23 protein-coding genes and 1 tRNA gene are annotated in these 21,055 nt (G+C 35.4%); 12 read left to right on the plus strand and 12 right to left on the minus strand.

Features of this window, described 5'->3' with window-relative positions; all coding sequences use genetic code 11:
* Positions 1-2 precede the first annotated feature (2 nt).
* The 3 genes from ACQY22_RS04930 to ACQY22_RS04940 form a co-directional block, all read right to left on the minus strand.
* A tRNA-Gln gene (locus ACQY22_RS04930) sits at positions 3-75 on the minus strand.
* A gap of 38 nt (positions 76-113) precedes the next feature.
* Positions 114-524, minus strand: coding sequence for a very short patch repair endonuclease (locus ACQY22_RS04935; protein WP_428325400.1), 411 nt, complete (start codon positions 522-524; stop codon positions 114-116).
* A gap of 2 nt (positions 525-526) precedes the next feature.
* Positions 527-1,702 carry a DNA cytosine methyltransferase gene (locus ACQY22_RS04940; protein ID WP_428325401.1) on the minus strand — a complete coding sequence of 392 codons (1,176 nt, stop codon included), beginning with the start codon at positions 1,700-1,702 and terminating at the stop codon, positions 527-529.
* Between the two features lie 162 nt (positions 1,703-1,864).
* Here ACQY22_RS04940 and ACQY22_RS04945 point away from each other — a divergent pair, with 162 nt between their 5' ends.
* Positions 1,865-3,388: an AlwI family type II restriction endonuclease gene (locus tag ACQY22_RS04945; protein WP_428325402.1), complete on the plus strand. Its 1,524-nt coding sequence runs from the start codon at positions 1,865-1,867 to the stop codon at positions 3,386-3,388.
* 40 nt (positions 3,389-3,428) lie between these two features.
* Positions 3,429-3,629 carry a winged helix-turn-helix domain-containing protein gene (locus ACQY22_RS04950; RefSeq protein ID WP_428325403.1) on the plus strand — a complete coding sequence of 67 codons (201 nt, stop codon included), beginning with the start codon at positions 3,429-3,431 and terminating at the stop codon, positions 3,627-3,629.
* A gap of 8 nt (positions 3,630-3,637) precedes the next feature.
* On the opposite strand, the gene ACQY22_RS04955 is transcribed toward ACQY22_RS04950, so the two are convergent.
* The 9 genes from ACQY22_RS04955 to ACQY22_RS04995 all read right to left on the minus strand — a co-directional run bounded on the left by ACQY22_RS04955 (position 3,638) and on the right by ACQY22_RS04995 (position 13,054).
* Positions 3,638-4,579 carry a hypothetical protein gene (locus tag ACQY22_RS04955; RefSeq protein WP_428325404.1) on the minus strand — a complete coding sequence of 314 codons (942 nt, stop codon included), beginning with the start codon at positions 4,577-4,579 and terminating at the stop codon, positions 3,638-3,640.
* Position 4,580: 1 nt separating this feature from the next.
* On the minus strand, positions 4,581-6,782 hold the full coding sequence (locus tag ACQY22_RS04960; protein WP_428325405.1) for a hypothetical protein: 2,202 nt from the start codon (positions 6,780-6,782) through the stop codon (positions 4,581-4,583).
* 178 nt (positions 6,783-6,960) lie between these two features.
* Entirely contained in the window at positions 6,961-9,276 is a 2,316-nt protein-coding gene (locus tag ACQY22_RS04965; RefSeq protein WP_428325406.1) for a valine--tRNA ligase, read from the minus strand.
* A gap of 1 nt (position 9,277) precedes the next feature.
* Positions 9,278-10,102: a 6-pyruvoyl trahydropterin synthase family protein gene (locus tag ACQY22_RS04970; RefSeq protein WP_428325407.1), complete on the minus strand. Its 825-nt coding sequence runs from the start codon at positions 10,100-10,102 to the stop codon at positions 9,278-9,280.
* Between the two features lie 68 nt (positions 10,103-10,170).
* Entirely contained in the window at positions 10,171-11,091 is a 921-nt protein-coding gene (locus ACQY22_RS04975; RefSeq protein ID WP_428325408.1) for a transcription initiation factor IIB, read from the minus strand.
* Positions 11,092-11,102: 11 nt separating this feature from the next.
* Positions 11,103-11,345: a hypothetical protein gene (locus tag ACQY22_RS04980; protein WP_428325409.1), complete on the minus strand. Its 243-nt coding sequence runs from the start codon at positions 11,343-11,345 to the stop codon at positions 11,103-11,105.
* Positions 11,346-11,632: 287 nt separating this feature from the next.
* The gene (locus ACQY22_RS04985) at positions 11,633-11,914 is read right to left on the minus strand and encodes a DNA-binding protein (protein ID WP_428325410.1); all 282 of its coding nucleotides are present in this window, start codon (positions 11,912-11,914) and stop codon (positions 11,633-11,635) included.
* Positions 11,915-11,994: 80 nt separating this feature from the next.
* Positions 11,995-12,270, minus strand: a complete 276-nt coding sequence (locus tag ACQY22_RS04990; protein WP_428325411.1) for a 4a-hydroxytetrahydrobiopterin dehydratase — start codon at positions 12,268-12,270, stop codon at positions 11,995-11,997.
* Positions 12,271-12,307: 37 nt separating this feature from the next.
* A complete protein-coding gene (locus ACQY22_RS04995; protein ID WP_428325412.1) occupies positions 12,308-13,054 on the minus strand; it encodes a thermonuclease family protein in 747 nt (248 codons plus the stop codon).
* A gap of 107 nt (positions 13,055-13,161) precedes the next feature.
* Here ACQY22_RS04995 and ACQY22_RS05000 point away from each other — a divergent pair, with 107 nt between their 5' ends.
* The 10 genes from ACQY22_RS05000 to ACQY22_RS05045 all read left to right on the plus strand — a co-directional run bounded on the left by ACQY22_RS05000 (position 13,162) and on the right by ACQY22_RS05045 (position 21,010).
* A complete protein-coding gene (locus tag ACQY22_RS05000) occupies positions 13,162-13,917 on the plus strand; it encodes an asparagine synthase C-terminal domain-containing protein (protein WP_428325413.1) in 756 nt (251 codons plus the stop codon).
* A gap of 116 nt (positions 13,918-14,033) precedes the next feature.
* Positions 14,034-16,001 carry a serpin family protein gene (locus ACQY22_RS05005; RefSeq protein WP_428325414.1) on the plus strand — a complete coding sequence of 656 codons (1,968 nt, stop codon included), beginning with the start codon at positions 14,034-14,036 and terminating at the stop codon, positions 15,999-16,001.
* 3 nt (positions 16,002-16,004) lie between these two features.
* Positions 16,005-16,508: a hypothetical protein gene (locus tag ACQY22_RS05010; RefSeq protein ID WP_428325415.1), complete on the plus strand. Its 504-nt coding sequence runs from the start codon at positions 16,005-16,007 to the stop codon at positions 16,506-16,508.
* Positions 16,490-17,149 carry a hypothetical protein gene (locus tag ACQY22_RS05015; RefSeq protein WP_428325416.1) on the plus strand — a complete coding sequence of 220 codons (660 nt, stop codon included), beginning with the start codon at positions 16,490-16,492 and terminating at the stop codon, positions 17,147-17,149. Before ACQY22_RS05010 ends, ACQY22_RS05015 begins: the two co-directional genes overlap by 19 nt.
* Positions 17,146-17,574: a hypothetical protein gene (locus tag ACQY22_RS05020; RefSeq protein ID WP_428325417.1), complete on the plus strand. Its 429-nt coding sequence runs from the start codon at positions 17,146-17,148 to the stop codon at positions 17,572-17,574. Before ACQY22_RS05015 ends, ACQY22_RS05020 begins: the two co-directional genes overlap by 4 nt.
* Entirely contained in the window at positions 17,571-18,326 is a 756-nt protein-coding gene (locus ACQY22_RS05025; RefSeq protein WP_428325418.1) for a hypothetical protein, read from the plus strand. Before ACQY22_RS05020 ends, ACQY22_RS05025 begins: the two co-directional genes overlap by 4 nt.
* Positions 18,327-18,336: 10 nt before the next feature.
* Complete coding sequence (locus ACQY22_RS05030) at positions 18,337-19,389, plus strand: hypothetical protein (RefSeq protein ID WP_428325419.1); 1,053 nt, start codon at positions 18,337-18,339, stop codon at positions 19,387-19,389.
* Between the two features lie 6 nt (positions 19,390-19,395).
* Positions 19,396-20,316: a hypothetical protein gene (locus tag ACQY22_RS05035; RefSeq protein WP_428325420.1), complete on the plus strand. Its 921-nt coding sequence runs from the start codon at positions 19,396-19,398 to the stop codon at positions 20,314-20,316.
* Positions 20,306-20,698: a hypothetical protein gene (locus ACQY22_RS05040; protein WP_428325421.1), complete on the plus strand. Its 393-nt coding sequence runs from the start codon at positions 20,306-20,308 to the stop codon at positions 20,696-20,698. The genes ACQY22_RS05035 and ACQY22_RS05040 overlap by 11 nt, the downstream gene beginning before the upstream one ends.
* A gap of 3 nt (positions 20,699-20,701) precedes the next feature.
* Positions 20,702-21,010 (plus strand): hypothetical protein, encoded by a 309-nt coding sequence (locus ACQY22_RS05045; protein ID WP_428325422.1) that lies wholly within the window; start codon positions 20,702-20,704, stop codon positions 21,008-21,010.
* Positions 21,011-21,055: the final 45 nt, after the last annotated feature.

Raw genomic sequence — 21,055 nt, forward strand, 5'->3', positions numbered from 1 at the left:
CCTAGCCCGAGGCAGATTCGAACTGCCGTCACGGGCTCCAAAGGCCCATATGCTTGACCTCTACACTATCGGGCTACAATACGGTGTGTAAAACATGCGTTAATGAACTTTCATCATTGCTGTCGCTCATGTATTTTTTTCAGAATCTTGTTAATGCAAACCTGATTTCTTTTGTTCAGATCATGCTCCCAAAACCTGAGAACAGACCACCCTTCTTTTCTTAATTCTCGGGAAATTTTTTTGTCACGCTTCATGTTTGTTTCAATTTTATTTTTCCAGTAGGCTTTTGCAGGTTTCTTCTTTTCAAAATACCTGTATCCGTGCCAAAAATCACCATCGCAGAATATTGCAATCTTTTTTTCATCTAAAACAAAGTCTGGATTACCGTGCATTTTTGGATACATGGTGAAATTGCAGTTTATTGCAGACAGCATGTCTTTCATTTTAAGATCAATCGAGGTGTTCTTTGATCTGATTCTGGACATTACCCAGCTTCTTTTTTCTTTTGAGAATATGTCGGTCATTTTTAGACAGACGCAATTTTGATTACTTGATGCAAGTGTTTCAAGAGAGACTCTGACACTTTTTTTGCAAGCATTACTGGAACTGCATCTGCAACTTGCTGTTGCTTGTCACTCAAGCCACCTTTAAAGACGTAATCGTCAGGGAATGTTTGAATTCTTGCAGCTTCTCTTACTGAGAAAAGTCTGTTTTGCGTTGGGTGAATCATCATCCCCTTTCTAAAGTTTGTAATAGTTATTGCGGGCTCATTTTTGCGAAGACGCTTGTAAATCATGCTGTGAGCTTTTTCAATTCCTGCATACTTTCCATCTACTTGCATAAGCTTTCTTGGAATGTTTTCCCAGTTACCTCCTGGTGGTACGGTCTTGATACGTTCAATTACAATGGGCGTATTTTTAGTCACTACATGGTTCTTTACTTTTGCAGATTTTTTCCTCATCTCTGCCTGGAATTCATTTGGTGGATTTAGGTATTCGTCAGAATTTGATTCGGTGCTTCCTGATCTGATTGTAGGAAGGTCGTTAATGGCATCAATCAGCTTGACATGTGGTAAGAGTTTTGGGTTATTTTTCCTCTCTTCTTTTGAACCGTGTGTTTGTTTTGGAGGTTCAATTGGAATTTCGCTCTTTGAACCTACGATGAATGCACGTTTTCTCGTTTGAGGTGCTCCGTAGTCTGCGGCATTTAACAACATGTAGTTTGCATTTTTGTATCCAAGATCATTGAATTTTTTTATAAGACCTTTTACAACGTTACCGTCTTCTATTGCAAGAATACCTGGAACATTTTCCATTACAAATGCAGAAGGGTTCAACCTCTTGACCATCTCTAGAAAATGATACATCAAATGATTCATTGGATTGCTCATATCACGTGTCATCTTGTTTGCCAGAGAGAATCCTTTGCAGGGAGGACCTCCAATGACCAGGTCGACAGTCGTTCTTTTTGTTTTCTTCTTTACTGCAGAAATAATTTTTCTTTTGGTTTCCTCTTTAGCAATGCTTCCCAGAATAAATTCTGTTTCCTCGTGGTTCGTCTGAAAAGTTTTCCCCGCAGATTCATCAATGTCGTTTGCAGCTACAGTCTTGAATCTGAAATTGTGGTTTCTTGCATCTTCAAACCCTCTCGAAAGTCCACCAGGACCTGAAAAAAGATCTACAACGTTAAGATAATCTGCCATACCCTCTCCAGTCATTTCTCTCATGTTGTTTATCAATTTGTCTTTGATCTGATTTAACCTAAAAAAGAGAGGTGGTTATACCTGAATTACCATGAAAAACAAGAACATGCCTATTAACATGTGATATTAATCGATCATGTGTCAGGACATAAGCTTTGGCAAATGAGTAGGGCAACTAGGCAAATAACAAGTGCCATGGACGCAACACCTTTGTTAAAAGAAATTTTTCAGAATAAAAAAAATACGAGAAAACTTCAAGAAGAATTTGGGAAAAAATTAGCTGTTGAAGGAATAAAGACCTACGGTGAAGTACGAAAAGATAGCGGTGGAAATAGAACTTGGATGACACTACCTAAGATTTTTGGTTTATGTTATGAGGACAAAAACAAGATTGTAAGATTTACACAAGCAGGAAAAATCGTGGCAAAAGGAGGAAAGCCTGCAATGCAAATCATGATGAAGCAAATTTTGACGTTTCAGTATCCTAATCGGACACAAGAAAGAGAAAACCAAAAAATGGATCCGAAATTCAAAATTTTTCCATATAGGTTTCTTATCAAAGTTTTATTGAAAATGAAAAATCTAACTGTTCAGGAAATTGAACTATTCGTACTTCCTGTTTCATCTGATGAAGAATTAGAAAATGTATGTAAAAACATAAAGATGTTCAGAGAGAAAAAACTAATTGCGAATTATGAAAAACACAAAAATAAGTACAAAAAAGATCACAATTCAAAATTATACAAGAAATATATCAATGATTTGGCAAATACCTTCAAAAATCACTTAGAGTTTCTTCCGGGAATTTCTTCCAAAAAAGATGGAGGAATTCATCAACTTTTCATTGAATCAAATTCTAAACAAAAATGGAAAGACACCATTAAGAAATATGATATTGAATATGCCATAGAAAATATTTATCCAAATCAAGAAAGAAAGTTTTTTGTTGATAGATATGGTTTGTTACCTGGAAAAAAGAAAGCAAGTACAAAGACAAGCAAACCAGTTACAAAAGAACAAACCAAAATTAGAAAAATACAAAGTGCTATAGTCCATATTTTAGAAAAAAACCTAAACATTTCAAAATCAAAAATGATAACAGAAATTTTTAACTATACGTTTATTTCTAAAACTGAAATTCAAAGAATTCTTTCAGCATTTCCAGAATTTGTAAAAACAAAATACTCAAATTTTGAAAAAAAATACTTGGCGGTTGCAGGTAACGGTAACAAATGGAAAGAATTTGAAACAATGTCGAATCAAATTTTTTCAAAGTTCGGAGTCAAAGTAGATCACCAAAAAAAGATTGCACTTTCAGATGGACAGAAAGGATTTCTTGATGGATACATCACATTTGGAGATGAATCTGGACTAATTGACTCTAAAGCAGGAAAAGGATTCTCTTGCAGTAATGACAAGGTTGGAGTTATGAAAGATTACATTTCTGAGGCTAGTAAGATTTCAGATAAGCATAGCTTGAGATTCTTTGGGTACGTATATGGGAGAAAATTTTCCAATATTGGTGGATTTGATAGGATATGTAAACAAACCAAAGTGAATGGATTCAGAATATCTGCTGTAAATCTTTTGCAGATGATGAAAACTTATGATGAAAATAAAATTTCTAAAGAAGAAATTTGGATTCTTCTTCAAAAAAATGGTGAAATAACTCCCCTAGATTATTAGTATCAAAAACTTTTACATTACATTATCTTTGAATTAATTTATGGGAAACGAATCACCTTCTCCTTTAAGAAAGAAAATTCTAAATCTTATGGAAGAAGAAGGACCTCAGACAGTAAAAGATCTTGAAAGCAAGATTGGTCTCAGCAATGGCTCATCAAGATCAATTTTGGTGAAGATGAAGGAAGCAGGATTGGTTGAGAGAGTAAGTCCTGGAAAATATCAATTAGTTAAATCCGAATAATCCCAAAATTAATTTTCTTCAAACTTGGGCATTTCAATTTCATATGTTTTTCCAATTCCATCTGAATATTCTGTATGTTTTTTTGGCCATGAATAAATTACTGTTGGATGAAAGTCAGATGAAAGGCAGTACAAAAATGCTCCGACTGATTGGGGCTTTGTACCTAATGGTGCAATAAGCACATTAAGATCATTATTTGGATTGTGTTTTGAAATAATTTTTTTTAAAGAATTATGCACTTCAATTGGGTTTGTGGAGTGAATTTTTTCAACAAAATTTTCTCCTACTGCATTTATCAGAGGACGGTTAATATTTTCTGTAACTCCCTCCCATTCTGGATTATATGATGGTGATGGAATCAATAACACACATTTGTGTGGCTCTATTTTTTCCCAGAGAGTAAAAGATCTGTCTCCTTCATATCCTAGAAACATCACTAAAAGTGATTTGTGTCGAGGATGATGATATCCTCCAAAAGTTGGAATAATCTCTATTTCCCGAGTTCCTAGTGAGAGTGGTCTGTTTTTAGAAATGTTGTAGGATTTAGGTTCTGTATAGAAGAACTGTGAATTTTTTAGTAGATTGTTTTCATGTAATCCTCGTAAAAGTATCAATAGTAAGTATCTGCTCATGGTGGAAATATCTATGGAGATTTTTGCATCTGGATTTTGATCAAAAATACCTCGTAATACATTACATACTGTTGGGGTAGGGTGAGAGGGATCCAATTCAACCACTTCAATTCCACCAAGATTAGACAATTTTTCTTCAACAATTTTCTCGTTTTTTAGTGAGGGGGGTGTCTCAACAGCAGTTTGTCTATATTCAAAAATTATCGAATTTTTTGGTGAAAAATCTTTGATGTTTTCAATACATCCTAATGTTCTATCTTCAAATCCAGCTGCACATATGAAAAAATCTCGGTTGATGTGTGGTGTTTTTGAACTCAATCTATTCTTGACTCCATTTTGTAATTTTTTCATTGGATGAATCATAGGTATCTTTTTTCATTTTAGCATTAAGTGATTTTTTCTCTTCAATCTTGGTTTTTGGATTAATCATTCTAGATAATTCTGATGAACCAAAATCTGAACGCCATCTTGTATGATAACTTATTTCCATTACGGGACAAAGAATACGGTTTATGATTATTTCAAGCGGTCTTGAATAAGAAGTACTTCTTGGTTTTGTAGCATCAATATTTCCAATTTTTTGAAACACAGATTCTCTAATTCCTGTCTTGTACAAATCGAGTAAGTTTTTGGGCCAATTTGTAATTGGATCCTTTATCCCAATTCTAAGCGTCTCAGGCTCTGTGTTATCAAAATGAAGTTTTGTTCGATAAAGATCACTCATATCAATCAAAAATAGTTGCATTGTAAGGCCCAAATTTTCAATACCTGGAGCAATTTTTTCAAGAATTCCTGAAGAAACATTTTGAACTGCTTGAGTTTGAATTTCCGAAGAAATAGTTTTCATTTTTGAAACTTCTTCACCATTTTGTTCCGCAAGATAGTATGCCATTCCACATAATTCCATAAACTGTCGAATGATTCCTGATGAAAGATGTGTAAAAGTATTGAATCCACAATAGGTCTTTTTTCTTCGTTTTTGTTTGGTTCGAAGGGCTCTAAAAATAAGCGCATCTTTGTAATAACTAATTTTTTCTTTAATTATAGATTCATTTATTTCTGAAATATCTTTGCCTTTGGCACTAAGCATTTTTTCATACTCTTCTCTCATGTTTTCATCAGTTACAAAAATCTCATCACCGTCCTGTAAAATTACCGAAATATCTGTCTCATCAAAGCCGTTTTCGGATAGAAGATTTTTTGACACGTGTTTTAGAAGGTCCTTGTATTGTGTCAAAGATCTAGGTTCCTTAAGATCATAATCCAGTGATATGTTCTGATAATCGTTTACAGCTTGTATATCCTGTCCAACAAGTGTTTTTCTTGTATACAGACCTTCATATTTTGTTGCCACTTTCAAACTAACTTTTTCATTAGATTTTTTTATCAAAGTGTTAATGACTACCTGTTGAGATTCCAACAAACTTTCATACTCATCTAACAGAAGGAACAGTGTTTTGTTATTCAGAGGAACGACATTGGAGCTGATTAACAACCAAATTTGTTGTATGGCATCTACCTCAGAATACCCTCCATTGTATGTATTGCCTCCAACCATCAAGGAACTTGCCACAAATTTTCTAATTTCCCTTTTTTGAGCTCTTATCCAATCTAAAAGACTACTCCAGGATTCCGGTCTTTTGCTACCTGCAATGTCGTTCAAGATTTTAGAAATGTTTTTGCAAATTTCTTTTTCATTTACAGCTCCAATTGTAAATCTATCAGAATTTAGGCATTCAGCAATTGTTTCTATCAAAGATTCAGTGAATTGTAGATTAAAATCATCAATAAATAATGTCTTGCTTAATTTTTCCCCCGTCTGCTCAATTTCTTTTTCACTTGTAAGCATAATTCCCCCCCGATCCATTTTCAGATACACTCCAAAGAATTCTAAACCAGAGTCTTCAAATTTGGTTTTGCCAGAACGTTCAATTGCAGTTGTTACCTCCAAAGAACGTAACAACATTGTTTTCCCAGAACCCCTGCCACCTTCTAAAATAACTGCAGATTCGCCTCTAAGAAGTTCATATTTTTCTTTTTCAGGCTCATGAAACGTATTTGCCAATAAACGCCCATCAAAAAATTCGGCTCTAATTTTACCAAATGGGTTTATTTTCGAAGGATTTTGAATTTTTCCATAAAGTTCAATTGATTTTGATTCATGTATACTTCCTAGTAAAGTGCTTAAGCCTTCTATGAATTCTGTAAAATCAATGATCAAGGAGTTATTGATTCCTGGAACTTTGATCAAAGAATTATCAAAAACTAAAAATCTGCATTCGCATTCACTTTTTTTCAAAACATCACGTGCTTTCTCAAAATCAAAACCTTTTGAATTCTGTGTTATAATAAAAAGCATAACGTCACAAATACCCGCAATGTTTTCTATTCCAACTTCAAAAGTTTCTAAAGATGTTAGACTTGGATGTAATGATCGTAATCCATGGTTTTCGAGTGAATCTGATAGAGTTTCTACAAGAGTTTTATCTGCATTATCTGCCGCTATACCTATAGAGATCATTTAATCAGTCCAATATTTTCATACATTCTTACTTTTATGTTCAATACGATTCTTATAAAATGATCAAATTGCCTAGAAAATGTTTTACATATATTAGAAATTTGTCTATGCCATTAATTGGATATATAAAATATAGATTGAATCATCTTTTGTCTAAAACGATGTTCTGAATTAAAAATTATTCTAAATTATGCATTGACTGTAAATCTTTCTTAAATTCAGACAAACTCTCAGGAACTTCCACTGCGATAGAATCCTTTAATGACAATTCTTTTGCCTTTTTCTCATTCCACACTTTGGAGTTAAACTGCACTACCTCTTCAGTAAGTTTTGAGAAATCTTCTGTCTCTTCTGACTCAGCTTGCCTTTCAGTATGGATACTGGTTTCAGAATACAATGTCTGCCACAAATGTTCTGTGATAAATGGCGTAATCGGTGCCAATAATTTTAGAACTGTTGATAGTACTTTGTGTAAAGTGTAAATGGCAGCATCTCTTTCTTCTTCTGAAAATCCCTCCCCATAGGCTCGTTTTTTGACCATTTCGATATAGTGAGCTGCAAACAGATTCCAAGTAAATTCTCTAATTGCAATTGCTGGAACAAAGAAGTTGTATTCATCATATCCTTTCTTGCAATCTTTAACCAATTGATTCAATTCAGACAAAATCCATTTATCCACTGTAGTTGGATTTGCATCTTTGATTACAGTAAAACTAGACAAGAATCGAGAAACATTCCATAGCTTGCTCAAAAATTTCTTGGTTGACTCTATCTTTTGCTCATTGCATCTAAAGTCATAACCGTGATTAATCTCACTTGCACTCCAGAATCGGAATGTGTCAGCTCCAAACTTTTCAATTACTGGTAATGGATCAATTGCGTTTCCTTTACTCTTACTCATCTTCATTCCTTTCTCATCCAAACCATATCCCATAACCCAAGCTTCAGTCCATGGTTTTTTGCCTGTTAACATGTCACAACGCAAAAGTGTGTAATACAACCATGTTCTTACGATATCTTTTGCTTGAGGTCTAAGTGATGTTGGATAAGTTTTCTCAAAGAATTCTGAATCCTTGTTATACTTTGTAACAAACAATGGTGATACACTAGAATCCATCCATGTATCAAATGTTCTATCCTCTCCAGTAAATTCACCATTACCACACTTTGTACATTTTGGAATAGGACATTTTTCCTTCCATGGTTGGTAATATTTTCCTGGTTCTGGAACATGTGGTTCATTGCAACTAGAACAATACCAGATAGGAATCTCTGTACCATAGTATCTTCGTCTAGAAATTGGCCAGTCAATGGATATGGAATCAAGCCAATTCATCAAAATCTGCTTGTGCATAGAGGGGTAAAACGTGATTTCTGAGCCTAATTTTCGCATTTTTTCAACAGAATCTTTCTGCTTGAGATAGTATTCTTCCATTGGAATGATTTCAATTGGAATCTTGCTTCGCTCAGAAATCGGAGTCCTGTGATTAATCTCTTCAATTTTTTCTACAAATCCTTTTTCTTCCAAATCTGCAATAATCTTCTCTCTAGCTTGTTTTGGTTTTAGTCCTGCATATTCTCCTGCAGCTTCTGTCATCCTTCCATCCAAACCAATTGCAACAATCTCTTCTAGTTTCATCTCCCGAAACAATGCAACGTCGTTTTGATCACCATAACTACAAACCATTACAGCTCCTGAACCAAAGTCTTGCTGAGCTGAATGATGAGTTTTGATTTCCACTTCTGCACCAGTAATAGGTACAACTACTTTACTTCCAACAAATGGAGCATATCTTTCATCTTCAGGATTTACAATAATGGTGCGACATGCACATAATAGTTCTGGTCTTGTACTTGCAATGATAATTTCCTTGTCTGTATCTTTGATTTTGAATTTCATGTGGACTAGTTTTGTCTGAATATCTTGGTATGCAATTTCAGCATCAGCAATTGTAGTTCCAGATACCCAATCATAGTTGTTAGGTCGAGTAGCTAGAACAATCTTTCCTTCCTTCCATAATGTGATAAATGTAGATTGTGTTAGTGCACGATATTCTTCTGAATCTGTTCTGTAATGGTTCTTCAAGTCCCCACTCAAACCAAGGTTTGTCATAATCAACACCATCTCTTCTTCCAAGTCATCTAGTGCTTCTCTGCACAAATTCAAAAATTCCCCTCTGTCTGTTTCCCTCATTCTGATGTTGTGTTTTTTCTCAGTGTAGAACTCTACAGGTAAACCATTTCTGTCAATTCCAATTGGAAAGTAGACGTTTTTGCCATTCATTCTTGCAGTTCTTGCAATCATGTCTATCTGGGAATAGTGAGCAGCAGCTCCAATGTGCCAAGGCCTGCCTGAAGGGTATGGCGGAGGCGTATCTATGGTGTAGTTATCATCAGTTGGAGTGAATTTGTAAAGGTCTGAATCCTGCCATTTTTTTAATACCTGTGCCTCTAACTCTGGATTCCATGCCTTTTCTGTAATTTTTGGGTCCATTTTACAAATTGTCTTTTGAGATGTTTGATATAATGTGAGAGCCTTTGTTGTATCCCTCGTAAATGTAAACACCTACAGCTTCAACATTTGATGGCATTTTAGGTGCCAATAATTTGATAAGCTCACCTGAAAGATTTTCAACAGTTGCCTCGCCCTCTAAAAGATAGGTCGTATGTTTTGGAACTTGCAACTCAAACATTCCTTTAGGTCCTTCAAATTTTATTACATAGTGAGAGTCGTCTTCAGATATCACATACTTTCTGTTAATGAAAAACTTGTGATCAAATGCAGTTAATACTTCTTTGATGATTTTTTTTGCAACACCAAAGTCCAGTAACAGGTTGTCTTTCATCTGTCCTACTAATTCCACCATTACAGATGATGTGTGTCCATGTAAAATGGAGCATTTCTCAACTAGTGGTAGTATGTGTGCATAATCAAATGCAAATGACGCATCATCTAAAAAGATAGAACCAGTCTGTGGTGTTTTATCATAAAATACAATGTCTTGTAACTCTTTTAATTGTGCAGCATATTTTCCGTGTCCGATTGCCATTACTTTTTGTTCAGGAAAGTCTTCTTTGATCTGTTTGTATTTTGTAATGTCGTCTTCATTATCAATTACCTCAATTAGTCCTTTTGCAGTTTTAAAATCAACTGTAACTTTTGTTCCATTTTTTAGAGTAACCTTGTGATTGTATTGGTAATCATCTTCAAGAAAGTCTAGCATCTGGGCTACTGTCAACTCTGTTCGAGTTCTCAGCAAATTTCCTTTCTTGTCGATATATTTGAAATCAGAATCCAATACTGCGGGACTTGTTGCCATGTAAAGTCATCTGCCCCAGAGTCATTATATAAATTCTGAAATTTTTGTGCCTAAAAGGGCCTGTCAAGTCATGATTTCAACTTGAAACTTGGTTGTTTCTTGAATCCTTTGAATCTGTTTCTTATGGTTACTTCTGTTACTCCTGCAGCCTCTGCAAGATCTCGTTGAGTAACAGCACCGCCATATTTCAAACAAGCAATGTATAGTGCAGTTGCAGCAAGTCCCATTGGGTCTTTTCCTGCAGATTCTTTGTTGTCTTGAGCTTCTTGAAGTACTTTGATTGCGTGCCGCTTGATTTTTTCAGAGAGTTTCAGCTTGCTTGAAATTCTTGATATACATTGTATGGAATTTACAACAGGCATCTTTAGCTGCAATTCATAATGCAATAATCGATAACATCGAGCAATGTCTTTACGTTTGACATTTGCAGCAACTGCGACATCATTTAGAGTTCTAGGAGTTTCAGTATCTCTGCATGCTGCATAAACGGATGCTGCAATCATTGCAGAAATAGATCTTCCGCGCACCAGTTTTTTCTCCAATGCTTTTCTGTACAGGTACGAAGCCTTTTCAAGTACGTTTGAAGAGAGTGCAATCTTGTCTTTCATTCTAGTTAGTTCGTTGAGTGCTTGTCTTAGATTCCTGTCCTCAGATTCATGGGATTGACTTCTGCTATCCCAAGTCCTTAATCTCTCAATAGTGCTTTTCATAGAAGATGACAAAGGCTTGCCAGTCGCATCCTTGTTAATTGGATTAATTACAGTAGATAATCCCATATCGTGCATCAAAAGTGAAGAGGGAGCACCAGTTCTTGCAGGATTTGCACCACTTTCAGTTTGAAATGATCTCCACTCTGGACCTGACTCGTTTACTTTTTCAGAGACAACATATCCGCATTTGCTACAAAACTGTTCTCCTGTAACATTATCCGTTAACAGGGAATTTTTTCCGCAACGCAAACAGTTAGAATCTTTTGTTAAAGTTACCATGAAAGTTGCTTTTATGCCGCCACCTTTTTTATTGGAATTTTTTCATGAGATGGATTCTCATCAGAATTTTGAGACTCTAAAACGTCTGCATCTCCTAGTACAGTATCTTCAGATATAGTGCCATCAAGGGTCAATGCATCACGAAATTTCTTGTACATTGTTGAATCCATCTTGGTCTTAAAAAACAGGAATTCTAATTCTAATCTCTTTAATCTATTCATCTCTGCTAATTCTTCTTCTATTCTTTTTGTCATGATTCACTTCCCAGTTCATCGCACTTAAGGGATGTTATTTTTTTAGATTCCATCCCAGTCTTTAGACTGGACATACTAGTGTTGTAAGTCATTTCTTTGAGCAGGTACATCCACAATCAAACATTCCAGCTTTTCCCATACATTGATCATGGTGCTCGTTGTAGCACTTGTTACAGATTACCATGAGATATTCCTTTTTTGTGAGTTTTTTCGTGTGCTAGTACTTTATCAAATGTATCAGAAAATCCTTCCCAAGTAAATTTGCAATCTCTGCAACTGTATTTCATTTATTTTACTCTCTTTGAGATTGGAATTTCAATAGTAGATACATCTCTATTTCTTCCATCTTGAGATTCAAGTGATTCAGAACTAATGTTTACACACCCTACTTCAAATGCATCTGTTTTCTTTAATAGAACCTGAGTGACGTCTACTGCAAGTCCAATACTGTGTCCTCTGGCCTTGATAGTAATTTTATCCAATGTAGCTAATTGAATTATTGCAGAAGTAACGTATGACATTAACGGCTTTTTTCCGATAAAAATTGTATCAGTTGTATTATCTAACATACAAACTGGGAATAAATGCCTCATTTAAACTGGGAACACATTATCTAGTCGCAAATTTCAATAAATGAAAAAAGTTGGTATTATACTAGAGAATTTAGGATTCTGGCCAAATTGATATCATTTTTTGTAATGCCACCTGCATCATGAGTCGTCAATTCTATTACTAGTCTGTTGTAGACGTTAAACCACTCTGGATGATGATTCATCTTTTCAATCTCCATTGCAGCTCTGGTCATAAACCCAAATGCCTGATTGAAACTCTCAAATTCTATTTCTCTGTGCAGTTTCTCATTTACTACACTCCATCCTGGTAGATTTTTGAGTTCTTCTGTAATCTCTTCTTGTGATAGTTTCATGATTCATTGTATGTTGCATCTAAATTAATAGGTACTATTATGATTCACATCCAATTCCATCATTATCTCCATCAAATTTGTGTGGATCTGGTTGGAATACTGTGAAATCTTTCTGAGAAATATCACCACAGTCTAAATCAGGTGGTGAAGATGGAATGCAAAAGTCCGGATATGACGAGTCACAGTTTTGAGTTTGTTGATTTGTTTCATCTTCTGAATTGTTACATCCATGTTTTGTTGCCCAAGAATGAGTGGCAAATTCACTTTGATCACAAAATGCTGAATAAAGATCCCCGATACCTGAATCAAGTATCTCTTTATTTAGATTCATATCATTACAATAAATCACTCCTAACATTCTACCGTATTTATCTACAAGTTGATCATCGTCCTGATCAACTATGACTTCTGAACCAACTGGACAAACTTGTTCGACAAATTGTTTTGCTTGTCCTCCATCGTATTTTAATTCCGGAGCATCAACTAGTGCAAATCGTATAGACTTTCCATCGACTTTTACGGTATCCCCATCAATTATCTGAGTAATTTTACCAGAAAAACACAAAGCATTTCCTGAACATTCTGTGGATTTTATTTCTATTTGATTTTCTACAGGTTCACTTTTTATTTCTATTTGATTTTCTACAGGTTCACTTTTTATTTCTATTTGATTTTCTACAGGTTCAATTTCTTGTTCTTGTTGTTCCACTAGTCCTATTCCAAATATTGTAACAATTACAACTGCAGATGCTATTCCTAAATTGCGAAGTAATTTTGTATTCATTTCTATACAATCCTCTAAATCCTAGTAGTTAAAATCCTAATTATTGTGCCTAGGAATCAGTTTAGAGATTGATTCATTACCCTTTGTAGAATTTAGAGGAAATAATCATGGATGAGAAATATCAGGAACTCTTTGATAAAATCAAAGATTCCATTACTCAAACAGTTACAGACAAAAAAATTGGAATTGCATATTCAGGTGGCGTTGACAGCACATTAATCTCTAAAATTTGCAAAGACATGAACTATGATATTACATTACTTACAATTGGATTTTCAGAATCTCATGATATCTTGTTTGCAAAAGAGGTCAATGAACAGTTGAATTACCCTCATCATGTCTTAGAAATTGATCCAGAAACTTTTCCATCAATCTCATCTGGTATTCATGAAAAAATACAAACTGACAATCTCTCCTGGAATGAAAACTGTATTGCATTTCATTACGTGTCAAAGCTTGCAAAGAGTTTAGGGATTGGTACGGTAGTCACTGCAAACGGAATTGACGAGCTATTTTGTGGCTATAATGCGTATAGAGAGGCATATTCCGGTGGTGAATCCAAAATCAATGAAGTCATGGAGGCAAAACTGGACAATGAACTCAAAATGATGAAGGCAGTAAACATGATTGCATCTGAATTTGGAATACAAATTCTGCAACCATTACTCTCACCAGATTTCATTGACTATGCAAAGACTGTACCAATTTCAGACAAAATTACAGATTCAGAAGATATCTATCGTAAACACATGATAAGAAAACTAGCAAAAAAAGTTGGTGTCCCAGAAGTTTCTTGTAACAAACGAAAGAAAGCACTACAATATGGTTCTAAGATTCACAAAACTCTACTGAAAACTAGATGATCTAAATTATTGCCTGAAAACGGTTCAGGCCTTTTTGGGTTCAAAACAAAATATCAGAAGCACTTTTCAATGACTGTAATTGATTTTCATATAGTATGAAGTATTTGGCGATTTTTTTGCTGGCCCTTGGTATCTTTGTAATTTTGCAAAACCATGCATATGCAACGTGTGCTATTGATACAGATGATCCTCCGGTATCCTGTGATGGAAAAATTGGAATCCTTGATTATCCAAAAAGCCCTGAGCAACTCATACCATCTCCGCTAAAGCAGATGACTCTTGGAATAAAATTAGGCCATGTAATTTGTGATTCAGAACACCATCTTGCATACAATATTCGCTACGAGCCTGCATGTGTGTTTCCAGACTCTGAATCGTCTCTTTTAACACGAGGCTGGGCCAAACTCAGGTTGCTGCTCCCTGCAGGTCCTGATCCAATCAAAGAGTTGGAACTTACGGGACAAAATGAAATGTCATATCGGATTAATGGTAACCTTGTTTCTGGAGATGACAAACCCCCGCTAAGTGATGAAAGGATTCGAGATATTGCGTGGGAGTATTCCCAAAAACATCATCAAGATGAGCAATACTTGGAGTATTCCATATCTTCTGTTCAACATGTCTATAATGTGGGAGATAAGATTGAATTAAACTTGTTAGAATGGGGAAATTATTCTGGTTGCTGGGATCTCAAATTGCGTATAATTGATGTGCAAAACAATCCTGTCTACGTAGATGATTCAATAAAACACTGTTCAGAGACTGACGAAATGTCTGGCACTTTTCATTCATACTTGACAGGCAAAGACTTTGAGGAATTCACATGTCCACATCCTGGATATTACAGAGTTGAAGTATCCAATGGTAATGTGTTTTATCCACAAATCTTGCAGAACTTTGTCTGTCTTGATCCTGAACCCGGACCTAAACCTGATATCAGTCATCAAGAAAAACCCGTGAATGAGAATCTTGCAAACAATGATGATTTTGTTTTTTCCTTGTATCGTCAAATAATCAAAGATGATGATACATCAAACTTCTTTTTCTCACCATTTAGCATATCAACTGCATTTTCTATGGCATATGAAGGAGCTCGTGGCAATACCGCATTACAAATGAAAGATGCGTTTGGCTTTTCACATGATGACAAAACTCGCTGGAGCAACATGTCTGATGCCCTAAAAAAACTAAACCATGAAAATGGATTTTACGCTCTGGAAGTAGCAAATGGAATGTGGCTTTCTGAACTGTATGAAATAAAACCCGAATATGTAGATGTAGTGACAACTCATTACAATGGAACTGCAAAGTCTGTTGACTTTGTAAGCAATGAGGGTGTAGATGAGATAAACCAATGGGTAAAAGAAAAGACTAGAGGCAAGATACAAGACATATTGGAACAAGGTTCAACTGACAAATTAACGCTCCTTGCACTTACAAACTCGATATACTTTAACGGAGAATGGTCCGACAAGTTCAGTCCAGATAGAACTACCCAAGAATCATTTTGGATTGGTAACGGAGAATCAGTAAATGTGCAGATGATGAAGATTCCATCTGATACGTTTAACTATGCTGAGACTGACACAGCTCAGATTCTTGAGATGCCATACCTTGGAAAATATATCTCAATGCTTGTAGTTCTTCCAAAGGACAAAAACGGACTGAGTTCTCTTGAGGCATCACTTGACTCGTCACAACTAAGCGAGTTCAGAAGCATGATGGAAAAACAACCGCTCACTGTTCATATTCCAAAGTTCGGGTTTGAGTCGGACTATGATCTTATTCCGTTGCTAAAAGAACTCGGGATCCGTGACGCGTTTGACAAAAACAATGCTGACTTTACTGGAATAATAGACGATGATACAGTGTATCTAAGTCAGGCAAAACACAAGGCATTTGTTGACGTACATGAAGAGGGAACAGAGGCAGCTGCTGTGACTGTGTTAATTGCCCAATTCTCAAGTGGCCCACCGGACCCTTTACATGAGTTTATTGCAGATCATCCGTTTGTCTTTGTAATTCCGGAAAACTCTGCTGAAGAGATACTTTTCATTGGACGTGTCACTAATCCTGCACTGTAGAAAATGAAAACTAAATTTTTGATATTTACAACACTAATGATTCTTATTTTGCCATTATTTCTACAAAACTCTTATGCTTGTAGTTGTGCTGCACCTACGGATTTTCTTGGTGCATTGCAGGAATCCCAATATGCATTTATTGGAACTGTTACTGATATTGATAATAGCGGAGGCCCGCAAAAGGTCACTTTCTCTGTTACACAGACATTCAAGGGAGACATCAAGGATCACAATTTTGTTTTAGAAAATCTGGGACTAAGTTTTTCAGATGAATATACAAACGTTAAGCATAGTTCATGTGATGTCGGATATCAAACAGGGATTACATATGCTGTGTTTGTTTATGATAATATTCATTACAACAATGGGATGTGTGATACTAAACCTATCGGGTTTTTAGGATTGAGCTTGCTGAATCCCTTTGATTATAATCTGTTCTATTATGTCCTCTTGGGAACAATTGTTAGTTCTGTTATTGGAGTAACCAAATGGAGAAAAAGAAAATGAAAACTAGGCTTTTGATAATTACTATACTTTGTGCTGTCTGTGTAACATCTACAGTGATGGAAGTTTATGGGCACGGAGTTGGATCCAGACTTAACACAGGATTCTACAGAGTTGAAGATGAAATGTCTTCAAAGACAACCGTGTCTGTAGGGGAATCATTCATTCTAAATGGCACACTCGTATCCCTAGTTGAAAGAGGATTTACAGGGAATATGAATATTAGATTTGATTATACAAACAATGAATCGTGGTTTGTGAATCTCTTGAAATCTAATTTCTCATGTCTTGCCAAAGACACATGTGAAAAATCAATCATTGTCGCACCCAACCAAAATCATTGGTACATGGATGTCCAACCTACTCCCAACTCATATCTGTTGAAAGGAGATGAAACTATTTCATATTCAATAGAAATCACTCCATTAAAGGGCGGAACATATCATGTTCATACGGATCCAAATGCCGACATTGAGTCTTTTAGATACATTGGACCTGGTGTGACAATAATTGTAGAGGGCTCGCAAGACATGACAGAAGGGGAATTGTTTGGATTTTACATTCCTTACACTGCAGGATTTGTTTTGATGGTAATTGGTATAGTGTATGGTATCGTTTTTGTTTATAGGAGAAAAAGAAAATGAAAATTAGATACAAAATACCAATCATTGTGGGAATATCTATTCTGATAGGTTTTGTAGCTATTGTAATGGCCCCCATTTTCTTGATGATTGGCTCTAATGCACTTGCAGGTTTTATAATGTCCAACACTTCCGATGAAATATTTGAAGAGGATTTTGCAAAAATTCCAGAAGTGAAATTCTTTATTGAAAAATACCCGAATCATTCTACATCTCATTCAGGAGATTTTCTGGGATGGAAAGTAATTTTTTACGACTCAAGAACACATGATCAAAATGCCATTAGTTTACATGTAAAGAAGAGTGTATTGCATCAAGGAGTAAAGATAAGTGCAGGATGCAATACAAGTGATTCTAGTATTGCATTTGACATTCCACAGGAACAAGTGATGGATTATCTAAAAAATGACAGATGTTCAAAAAGATGAAAACTAGACTTTTGATATATGTGGTGCTTTTTGGATTAATCCTATTTACGTTAGTGCTGCTTCCATTAATTCTAGAAACACAAGAATTCAATCCTCTTAAATTCCTAGTTGGAATTCCAAATTATCTAATTGTTGCATGTATTCTTGTCCTGATTGGAATGGGAATTTGCTCTCAAATGGATTTTCTAAAAAAGGAGAAAAAGAAAACTACTGACTATGGACACAACTTACGCAAGAGAATTTTGATTGTTATCGGAGCTATCGCCGTATATTATTTGATCAACTTACCATACCTTCTGATTAACGGATTTTTCAACCAGCCTACATTGCAAAATGATCTTCCTGATTATTTTGTCTATAATGTAATCAAGTTTGGGACAGTATCTGCAATCTTGTATGTTGCATTGATAGTGGTAAAACCATCACTATTTCCAAAATCAAAAAAATACAAACGACTAGTCATTTTGACAGTCATACTGATACCGACATCTGTAATTGCACTGCAAAGTGGATATGTCATACCAGAACTGGAGCAAGGACTTTGCATAACCCGTAGTGGCACAGTCAATGAGGACGGCAATTTTATTGGCAGTAGATCTCAGGGAATATCTGTTGAATCTGAATGCAATGCAAGCTGTGAATTTAACAGTAAAACTAGCATGGGAGAAGACAAATTATGTGAGTTTCATGGTGTTTACGGAAAGACTAATTGGATAATAGATCCTAATAATGAGAACATTATTTTTAATTGAGAAATAGAAAATGAAAACTAGATACATAATTCTAATCATTATAATTGCATTATCTTTAGTAGTGGCCTTTATGGTTTATGCTAACCAGTATCCTGAATCAGTTGGTTTGTCAAAACCAGAAATAAAAATGACTATTCCTGATAAAAATGACCCTAGAGTGGCAGAACTAGAAAAGCAAGGATTTTCAGGTTATAGAATTTTACAAATTTTAAACTGTGATCCTAGTGATGAAGACAGAGGAATTAGAGCGAACAGAATAGCTAATGAAACACATGTGTTTGATAAAATTGATTGTGTTTGGAATGAATTAGACTCTGACTCTCCAGTAATGAAGAATTCTGCATCTGAAGATGCTGATGATTTTGACAAAACATGGGGCGGTCCTGGTAACAGGCATCCTGCGTTTTTAGGATATCATATCCCTGATGTTTGCACAGAAGACATGGTTAAACATCTGGTAAAGCATTCCAATGTCTTTGAAGGTGAGGAACATTTTATGCTGGAATATGTTGGATTGCCTAAAGGGATGAACTCTGAAGACTTTGCCCAATGCTATTTGGAAGTTAAAACTGCAATTGTAGAGCAGAGAGAAAACACACTTCCAATAGAATCTGAAAATCTTATCGGAGCATCAGAAGACAAAACACACACATCTCTGGATATTGCAAGTATTGAGGATGGACGCATCATGCTTTATCCTGTTGACACTTGCGCAGGAATAGACATTGACCGCCTTACTGAAGACGAGCTAAGCCAAAGATATCCTGCAACACATACGACAAAATCCGGAAAGACATATGAGATTGAATTTCTAATCCTTGATGATGATGATCTTAAAGAAGCGCCAGTCATATCCGAACTGATCATGGCAACTCATCAAATCCCATTTCCGTCAGATGGAAGAATCACTGCATACAAAGGACTGGTAGAGGATCCTGACTGGAATAATTATTTAGACTGGTATGGTCAAAAAAAGGCCGAACAATTCAACCTAGATGAGGTGAAGGTGCGAGGATTTGTTTACAACGGGGAATACTATAGCATAGGGTTCTCAATCTGTTAGAATAAAATGAAGACTAGACTTTTGATAATTATTGGAATAATTGTTGCAGCTTCTGTAACTTTAGTTGTTTTAGAGTATGATCAAAAAACCAAGTCGTTTATGGAAATAATTGCCATTGATGTAAAGTTTGAGTCAATACATGTTCCTGATCCCATTTGTTTTGTTGTAGACAGATCGTCTCCAGACAACATCGGTGGCAATGTTACGTTGGATACCTGTATCACCTTAGACCAATTTGAGGAAATGGGATGCACTAAACCAATGCTTGAACACATATTAGAATTTTCAAATTTGCTTGATCATGAAGTTGACGGACTTATCTATCTGAAGTGGGTAGGACTACCAAACGGAGTATCTCAAGAGAAATTTGATGATTGTTTTGATGCTATTTCTGAAAAACGAACTGTATCTGAAACAAAAAAGCTTTGGAAATCAACAGATGATTGGAATTTTTTAAACTTAATACGTAATAATGATAATCTTTACTGCAGTTCTGCAAATGAAGAATTAATTGATCATTGCTATTCTCTTGAAAATATCGTATTTGGTGATGGTGGCAAAAAGAAAGAAACAGGTTGGAAATTATATCCTGGCGGAGCTGGATGGACACTTCCAGAAAATTCTACACTTGTACCTATCTACAAAGAAGTTGAATTTGGAATTCCACCACTTGATTTTACCGCAATGCTTGATGATAAAATATTTGTAAACAAATGTGAGTCAAATGGAGGAATGTGGAATTACACTCGTCATGATTGTGAAGGTTTGTGGGAAGTCTGTCCTGATATTGGAGGGATAACAATTCAAGAAGATATCACACCACCGTGTATTGATACTGGAATCATTGATGACGATCCTCTTACAGTTAAAGTGTGCCATGGTGCTGGAGTTATACGGGCAAGTTGTGTGTTTGAATATGAAAACTAGACTTTTGATGATAATTATCGGTATTGCAGTTGGTGCGATTTCTGGAATTGTGTTTGCAATTGATGCTAATGTGATCGAACATTTGATGTATTCTGATCAATATATGCTTGAAACTGCAATGGATAATTCCATTGTACAAGAGTTTGTCAATATGTATCCTGAAAACAAAATAAGGTATGTCAGAGTATTGCATCAGGAACCTGCAATTGTCTTTGAAATGATTTATGATCAAAAGATGGCATTTTTGGCAGTGGGAAGTTTTCAAGAGGATAATTTAGAATTTATGTACAAATGTTTTTCTTACGATTACAGAACAACATTCTTTGAGTTAAATGGATTGCAATCTAAAAAACAAATTCAAGAAAATCCTTGTTGGAATTAGAAAATGAAAACTACTCTAATCGTTCTTGCAATAGTAGTTCCTGCTTTAATTGGGATGCTTTATTTTGCTTATACTGTTGATTATGAAAATAAAATAAAGTCAGAGTTTGAATCTTTAGACTGTGAAAATTTTCAAGATGCTGTATCTTTTTCTGATCCAATAAAAAGCAAATATTATGATGAAAGGTATCGTGAATGCTTTGGAGGATTAGAAGAAGAAAGAAGACGTATTCAAGCTGGTGGAGGAGGACAAGGTGCTTCTCCATTTTCTAATTCTCACTTTGATGAAAGAGATTTGATAAATATACCATAAAATCTGGAAAAGAAAGCGAAGAAACGATAAAAGAAATTTTACGCC

Origin of the sequence: Candidatus Nitrosopumilus sp., from assembly GCF_965263415.1 — an archaeon.
Lineage (GTDB): Archaea > Thermoproteota > Nitrososphaeria > Nitrososphaerales > Nitrosopumilaceae > Nitrosopumilus.